At 60.1% G+C, this 6568-nt stretch carries 6 protein-coding genes; 3 read left to right on the plus strand and 3 right to left on the minus strand.

The window, feature by feature from the left end:
- Window positions 1-76 precede the first annotated feature (76 nt).
- The gene (locus tag HMPREF2919_RS02095; protein ID WP_070593764.1) at window positions 77-1120 is read right to left on the minus strand and encodes an o-succinylbenzoate synthase; all 1044 of its coding nucleotides are present in this window, start codon (window positions 1118-1120) and stop codon (window positions 77-79) included.
- Window positions 1121-1413: 293 nt separating this feature from the next.
- On the opposite strand from HMPREF2919_RS02095, the gene HMPREF2919_RS02100 reads away from it, so the two are divergent.
- The 3 genes from HMPREF2919_RS02100 (at window position 1414) to HMPREF2919_RS02110 (ending at window position 4721) form a co-directional block, all read left to right on the plus strand.
- Window positions 1414-3078 carry a phosphatase PAP2 family protein gene (locus tag HMPREF2919_RS02100; RefSeq protein ID WP_070666015.1) on the plus strand — a complete coding sequence of 555 codons (1665 nt, stop codon included), beginning with the start codon at window positions 1414-1416 and terminating at the stop codon, window positions 3076-3078.
- Window positions 3079-3245: 167 nt separating this feature from the next.
- On the plus strand, window positions 3246-3623 hold the full coding sequence (locus HMPREF2919_RS02105) for a cupin domain-containing protein (protein ID WP_049341046.1): 378 nt from the start codon (window positions 3246-3248) through the stop codon (window positions 3621-3623).
- A gap of 264 nt (window positions 3624-3887) precedes the next feature.
- Entirely contained in the window at window positions 3888-4721 is an 834-nt protein-coding gene (locus HMPREF2919_RS02110) for an oxidoreductase (protein WP_070666018.1), read from the plus strand.
- A gap of 101 nt (window positions 4722-4822) precedes the next feature.
- On the opposite strand, the gene HMPREF2919_RS02115 is transcribed toward HMPREF2919_RS02110, so the two are convergent.
- Together HMPREF2919_RS02115 and HMPREF2919_RS02120 are read right to left on the minus strand one after the other, a co-directional pair.
- Window positions 4823-5602, minus strand: coding sequence for an amino acid ABC transporter ATP-binding protein (locus HMPREF2919_RS02115; RefSeq protein WP_070666021.1), 780 nt, complete (start codon window positions 5600-5602; stop codon window positions 4823-4825).
- A gap of 33 nt (window positions 5603-5635) precedes the next feature.
- Window positions 5636-6439 carry an amino acid ABC transporter permease gene (locus HMPREF2919_RS02120; protein WP_005504788.1) on the minus strand — a complete coding sequence of 268 codons (804 nt, stop codon included), beginning with the start codon at window positions 6437-6439 and terminating at the stop codon, window positions 5636-5638.
- Window positions 6440-6568 lie beyond the last annotated feature (129 nt).

A 6568-nucleotide genomic window follows, 5' to 3' on the forward strand; every position in this document is an offset into this window, starting at 1 on the left:
CGAGGGCATTTTCCTTCAGTTATGGTTACCCTTCACGACCTCATCGTTACAGTGCTAACCGTTACACCGCTAACCGTTACAGATCAGCGGTGCGTTCCAGAACGCGGTAGCAGGCGGTGACGCGCTCCACCCACCACTGGTGGGTCTGCTCATCGGTGGCAAGACGCTCCAGGCGCTGCGGGCTGGGGGTGATGGCGCGCAGGTCCATGAACCCGTCACGGGCGATGAGCGGCTCATCGGTGACGTCCTCAGCCATGAGGGAGACCGTGCCCAGACCGCACCCGTACTTCAAAGTCGGAAGGGAAGCCGCCAGGGACGCACCGACACCAATGCCCACCGAAGACTCCAACGCAGAAGAAACCACCGCCGGAAGCTGCGCCTGCTCAACCAGCGCGAGCGCACGGCGTACACCGCCCAGCGGTGCCGCCTTAATAACCATGAGGTCCGCGGCGTTCGCGCGCGCCACCTTCAGCGGGTCTTCCGCCTTGCGGATCGACTCGTCTGCGGCAATGCGGGCGGGCAGCCCCTCCTTGGCAATGGCAAAGCGGAGCGCCGCCATATCTTCAATGGATGCCACGGGCTGCTCGGCGTAGATAATGCCGTACTCGCAGAGCTTGCGCAGCGCATCAAGGGCACCGGCGAAAGTGTAGCCCATGTTTGCGTCCACCTTCAGGCGTGCATTCGGGAGTGCTTCTCGTGCCGCCGCTACACGGGCAATATCGTCGGCGAGGCTCTGGCCCTTCTCAGCCACCTTGATTTTGAGTTCCTGAATATCACCGGCGTACTTGGCGAGCACCTCCGGCACACGCTCCGCAGGTACTGCGGGCAGAGTGGCGTTCAGCGGGATGCGCGTACGCACCGGCTCCGGGGTGGGCAGCCACGCCGCCTCCAGCGCGCAGGCAAGCCACGCCGCAGACTCCTGCGGACCGTACTCGAGGAAGGGCGCGAACTCGCCCCAGCCGTACGGGCCGCAAATCAGCGCGCTCTGGCGGCTATTGACCCCACGGAAGGTGACCGTCATCGGAATTTCGACCGTGAACAGGTTCTCCAGAACCTCCTGTAGCGGCGGCAGGGGAGTGTTCGTGAGGTGAAAACCGTAGCCGAGAGGCGGCACGCTCATACTGGTGTTCAAGGTATCTGCCCTTCTGTGATGCGCTATGAGCTCACCATAACATTCCGGGGGCGGGTGGGTGCGCTCGCACCCTGTCACGCATTCTCTGGAAACTCTCAGGTTGTGGTCGAAAAAACTTTAGTTTTTCATAGCTTAACCTGGGATAGTAGGTAGTTATTCGCCCGAGAACTCGGACGGTGCTTCGCATAAAACGGCAGCTTGGGGGCTACTGTTTTGAGGGGCTGGCATCGGCGGGCTCGGGTATGGCTAACAGACATGAGGGCGAGAAGGTACGAAGGGTTATGAAGAAGACACCGCAAGCGAATACATCAGGTTCGGGAAACTCCGGTTGGGAGAGCTCCGAAAACCTCGACGCTACCAGTGTGCTTCACCCCGATGACGTGCGTGCAGCCGCTGCCGATAACGCGCCCACTACGGTGTTTTCCTCTGATGAGACTGCGGTTCTCTCCGATTATCAGGACCCGACTGCGGTGCTTTCTGATTATCAGGACGCTACCCAGGTGCTCGCCTCCCACGAGACGGCTACCCCTGCTACTGCGCACAGTGATGACCGCACGAAAGTTTTGACGGATTACGGTTCCTCGCCGGCTAACAAAACTGCGCCTGCAGGTTCCATGAATACCGGTTCCGCGAACGCTGAATCGGCGAATACCGAAGTTATTTCTTCGCACCCCGACACCTCAGAGGTTATTGGTGCGACCCGTCCTTTGCCGCGCGTTTACCGTGCCCCCATTAAGATTCCTGAGACGATTCCCTCGCCGCAGGAACGCGCCTCTCAGGGGAACTACAGCGCGGATGAGCTGATGCAGGCTACGCGCCGCCTCGATCCGCCGAAGCCTCCGGTGAGCGGTTTCCCGCTGAACAATCAGATGGGTGCCTCCCCAATGGGTGCGCCTCAGATGGGCGCGCAGCAGCCTCTTCCCACGCGTGCGATGCCTCCGCAGGCACCTCCGCAGCCGGTGGCTTATCCTCCCGAGGCGTATCCTGCCGCCGCCTACCCGAACGGTGCGTATGTGCAGACCGGTCAGGTTCCCGTGGATGCTTCGGGCCGCCCTGTGAATCGTCCCGGCGAAGAGCAGGGGCACCATCTTCCGAGTACCGGTATTTTGATGCGTCACGTGATGGCGTTGCTGTTCTTGGGTCTGTCTCTCTACGGTGCGTTTGTGTTCTTCATTTACACGGCGACCGGCCAGCAGGTTGATGAGCAGGCGTACACCGAGTATGCGCATCAGTTCAAGAGTTACCGCGGTCCGACCCTGACTGCGCTGGATTCTTTGCCCACGATTGTTGGTGTGATTGCGGTGCTGGGTCTGATTGCGGTGCTGATTTGGAAGCACCGGTTCCTGCCCTCGCTGATTGGCGTGCTAGTTGGGGCTGCGGCGGTGACGAGTACATATCTGCTCAAGCACTACCTGATTGTGAAGCCCGACCTGGGTGTTCAGGAGGCGCTGAGCAACTCGGCGCCCAGCGGCCACACGACCTTCGCGGCGGCGGCTGGCGCGGCGCTCTTCCTAGCGGCGCCTCGTTTCTTGCGGCCCACGGTGGCTCTCTGCGCGGCGTTGGCGACCTGCCTGACGGGTGCCTCCACGATTATTAACGGTTGGCATCGCCCGGCGGATGTGGTGACCGCTATTCTGGTCACCGCCATCTGGACGGTCGTGGGTATGGGCGTGTTGCGTTATGTGCGTCCGGCAGATTTTGCGGTGCCGGCGCGCGGTGGTTTGGTGCTGGTGCCGTTGATGACGATTGCGACGCTGTTCCTGTCGTTCTGCGCGGTCATCCTGTATCTGATTGCGATTTTTGCGCCGATTCCCGGTGGTGCGTTTACCGCGGCGACCTGCATGATTATTGCGGTGAGCTTTGGTACGACGGCGTTGATGGTGAACCTGTTGCGTCCGCGTAATAGTAATCGCTCCGCCTATTCGAAGGTGTGGAGCTACCAGTAAGTATTGTTCCCCTCTCTGCGCGGGATGTTTCAGCTTGATGTGAGCTGAGATATTGTCCGGGTGCGGGGAGGGGAATACAATATAAGAAATTTAGTATTTTTAATACCAATATTAGAGAGGGGGTGTGTGCCCCCTTTCACTCACCCCTGAAGAGAAAGGTGCGTACCATGGCAGGTGCCCATGAAGGCCGCGTCCTCGTATTCCCCCAGCTCACCGAAGCGCTGACCCCCTTTGAAGATAAGCCCCAGGCCCGCAAGATCGTTGATGCCGACGGCGGCAACCTGACCCTCATGGAACTGGCTGCAGGCCAGTCCTGGCACGAGCACCACAGCGTCCACCCCGTCTTCGTGCAGGTGCTCAAGGGTGAAGTTATCTTCCACGTGAAGGACCGCGATATTACCCTGGTACCCGGCAAGCCGATTCACGTGACCGCCAAGCTGCTGCACTCCCTGCGCGCCGTGAAGGACTCCACCCTGCTAGTGACCATGCTGACCGGCGAATCGCACCCCGAACCCAAGGTTAACATCGACGTCGAAGAGGTCTAATCCCCGGCCTCTAAACCCCGGCCTCTAAACCCCTGACCCCAAAACCTTAGCTCGCCGCCGCATCTGCACAGGATGCCGCGGCGAGCTTTTTCTCTGTCTTCCTGCCCTCACATATGCCGGTGAGAATACCCTCACGCTACGCCCTGAGCTTTCTGCACGCCGGTTCACCCCGCGTGAGCGTACCCTGAAAGTACCCGCCCGCTAATATGCCCGCTACCACTGCAGGGAACAACCCGAAAGGGGAGCAACCCGAAAGGATACGCAATGCCCAAGTCACTGCAACGCCCCGTTGTTCTTCTCACCGGCGCCAGCTCCGGTATCGGCTACGACGTGGCGCCGCTACTGGTGCGCTACGGCTACACCGTCTACGGTGCTGCCCGCCGCGTTGAGAAGATTGAAGAGCTCGCCTCCGAGGGCGTGAAAGCGCTCAGTCTGGACGTTACCGATGAGGCGTCCATGGAAGCCGCCGTACAGCAGATTATTGATGCAGAAGGTCGCATTGACGTGCTCATCAACAACGCCGGCTACGGATCCTACGGCGCCATTGAAGACGTCCCCATCGACGAGGCACGCCACCAGTTCGAGGTGAACCTCTTTGGCCTCGCGCGCCTCACCCAGCTGGTGCTGCCGCATATGCGCGCACAGGGTCGCGGGCGCATCCTGAACATCTCCTCGATGGCGGGGCGCATTACCATGCCCCTGGGAGCCTGGTACCACGCCACCAAGTACGCCCTCGAGGCGTTCAGCGATGCACTGCGCATGGAAGTTGAAGAGTTCGGTATTGACGTGGTCATTATCGAGCCCGGCGGCATTAAGACCCCCTGGGGACTCATCGCGGCAGACCACCTGGAGGAATCCTCCCGAAACGGTGTCTACGCGGCTCAGGCGCAGCGGGTTGCGGCAAATATGCGTAAGCTCTACTCGCCGTCCTCCAACCTCTCAGAGCCCAAGGTTATCTCTAACGCTATTCTGCGAGCCCTGGAGGCGCGCCGCCCCAAGACCCGCTACCTCGTGGGATTCGGCGCTAAGCCCTCCGTGTTCCTGCATACCGTGCTGCCCGACCGTCTCTTTGACAAGGTTGCGCGCCGTATCTTCTAGAACCGAAATAGCCGCGAACTAGAACATTAAAAAGCGGGCGGTGCTGCGCGAAACAGAATGTTTCGTACAGCACCGCCCGCTACGTTTTTCAAGAGCTAGTACTAGTCTACTACGGCGTGGGTCGGATCGAGCACGCGCGCCAAGAAAGCCTGAGTACGTTCGTGCTGGGGGTTGCCAATCACCTGATCGGCGGGACCCTCCTCCACGACCACGCCATCGGCCATGAAGACGACCTTATCGGCGACCTCGCGGGCGAACGCCATCTCGTGAGTCACCACGATCATGGTCATGCCCTCGTCAGCAAGGTTGCGCATAATGCTCAGAACCTCGCCGACCATCTCCGGGTCGAGTGCACTGGTCGGCTCATCGAAGAGCATCAGGTCCGGGTTCATGGACAGCGCACGCGCAATAGCCACACGCTGCTGCTGACCACCGGACAGCTGAGCCGGGAAGCGGTCTTCCTTGCCTTCCAGACCAACCTTGGCGAGCTGCTCGAGGGCAACCGCCTCCGCCTCCGCCTTGGAACGGCCCAGAACCTTAATCTGAGCGATTGTGCAGTTATCCAGAATGTTCAGGTGGCCGAACAGATTGAACTGCTGGAACACCATACCCATGTGGGTACGCACGCGGTTAATGTCTACGTCCGGGTCGGTGACCTCGGTATCGCCCACCATGATGGTGCCGTCGTTCGGCTCCTCCAGCAGGTTCACGCAACGCAGCAGGGTGGACTTACCGGAACCCGAAGGGCCGATAAGGCACACGACCTCGCCCGGCTTGACCTGCATGTCAATGCCCTTGAGAACCTGAACCTTGCCGTAGGACTTGTGCAGGTTAGAAATGCGCACCGAGGAGGCGGCCATGGATGAAGTTGAAGCAGTCATAGTATCTTCCGTAATCCGTATCTGTCGTTGCGCTTACTTGCGGCCCGCAAGCTGGGTGCGGCGCTCAAAGTATGCGGAGAGCTGGCCCAGCGGAACAGTGATAATCAGGTAGCACAGACCCGCAACCACCAGGGGAGTCAGGCCCGCGTTAGCGGCGGTCAGGCCCTCACGACCGAACTTCGCCAGCTCGTACTGAGAAACCGTCACGCCCAGCAGGTACACGAGGGAGGAGTCCTTGGTCAGCAAGATAACCTCGTTGGTCAGCGGGGGCAGAACCACGCGGAACGCCTGGGGAATAATGATCGAAATCATCGCGCGAGTGTGGGACATACCCAGGGAGCGTGCCGCCTCCATCTGGCCCTTCGGAATCGCCTGCAGGCCCGCACGCAGAACCTCACTAATGTAAGCTGCCGAAACCATACCCAGGGACAGGGTCACCGGAATCAGATTATCCACGAAGCGAATCTTGAACGCCAGGGGAATACCGTAACCGAACGCGAAGAAAACCAGCAGCGCCGGGATACCGCGGAAAAGCTCCACGTACAGGGTCGCAATCCAACGGTAGGGGGCGATAGAGGAAATACGCATCAGTGCCAGCAGCAGACCGCCGGAGAGGCCCACGATGAAGCCCAAGGTGGTGTACAGCAGGGTGTTCTTCAACGCCACGGTGATGACGTCGGGGAACTGCTGAGCCGCAACGTCCAGGTTGAATACCTGCTGGCTGAGGGTCTTCCAGTCAGCCAAAAGAATGGCTGCCAGGGCGATAACTGCCAGAAGGGCGTACTGTGCGTAGCGGAAGAGCTTCTGCTTCTGACGGGGTGAGAGTTTAGAGGACATGCGCTTTCTTATCCAGGTGCTGTTCGGTCAAGAGCGTTCTACACGCTCACAAGGGTGAAGGCCGGAGAATCCCCCAACCCAAAAGTAATAAGAGTACTCCTGAATTTTTTTGGGGGGGGGGGGGGGGGG

The sequence above is a fragment of the Rothia sp. HMSC068E02 genome (genome assembly GCF_001813565.1).
In the GTDB taxonomy this organism is placed as follows: domain Bacteria; phylum Actinomycetota; class Actinomycetes; order Actinomycetales; family Micrococcaceae; genus Rothia.

Coding starts and splice junctions, on each gene's coding strand:
- HMPREF2919_RS02105 (WP_049341046.1), top strand. CDS start 3,246: ATGGCAGGTGCCCATGAAGGCCGCGTCCTCGTATTCCCCCAGCTCACC.
- HMPREF2919_RS02120 (WP_005504788.1), bottom strand. CDS start 6,439: ATGTCCTCTAAACTCTCACCCCGTCAGAAGCAGAAGCTCTTCCGCTAC.
- HMPREF2919_RS02100 (WP_070666015.1), top strand. CDS start 1,414: ATGAAGAAGACACCGCAAGCGAATACATCAGGTTCGGGAAACTCCGGT.
- HMPREF2919_RS02115 (WP_070666021.1), bottom strand. CDS start 5,602: ATGACTGCTTCAACTTCATCCATGGCCGCCTCCTCGGTGCGCATTTCT.
- HMPREF2919_RS02095 (WP_070593764.1), bottom strand. CDS start 1,120: ATGAGCGTGCCGCCTCTCGGCTACGGTTTTCACCTCACGAACACTCCC.
- HMPREF2919_RS02110 (WP_070666018.1), top strand. CDS start 3,888: ATGCCCAAGTCACTGCAACGCCCCGTTGTTCTTCTCACCGGCGCCAGC.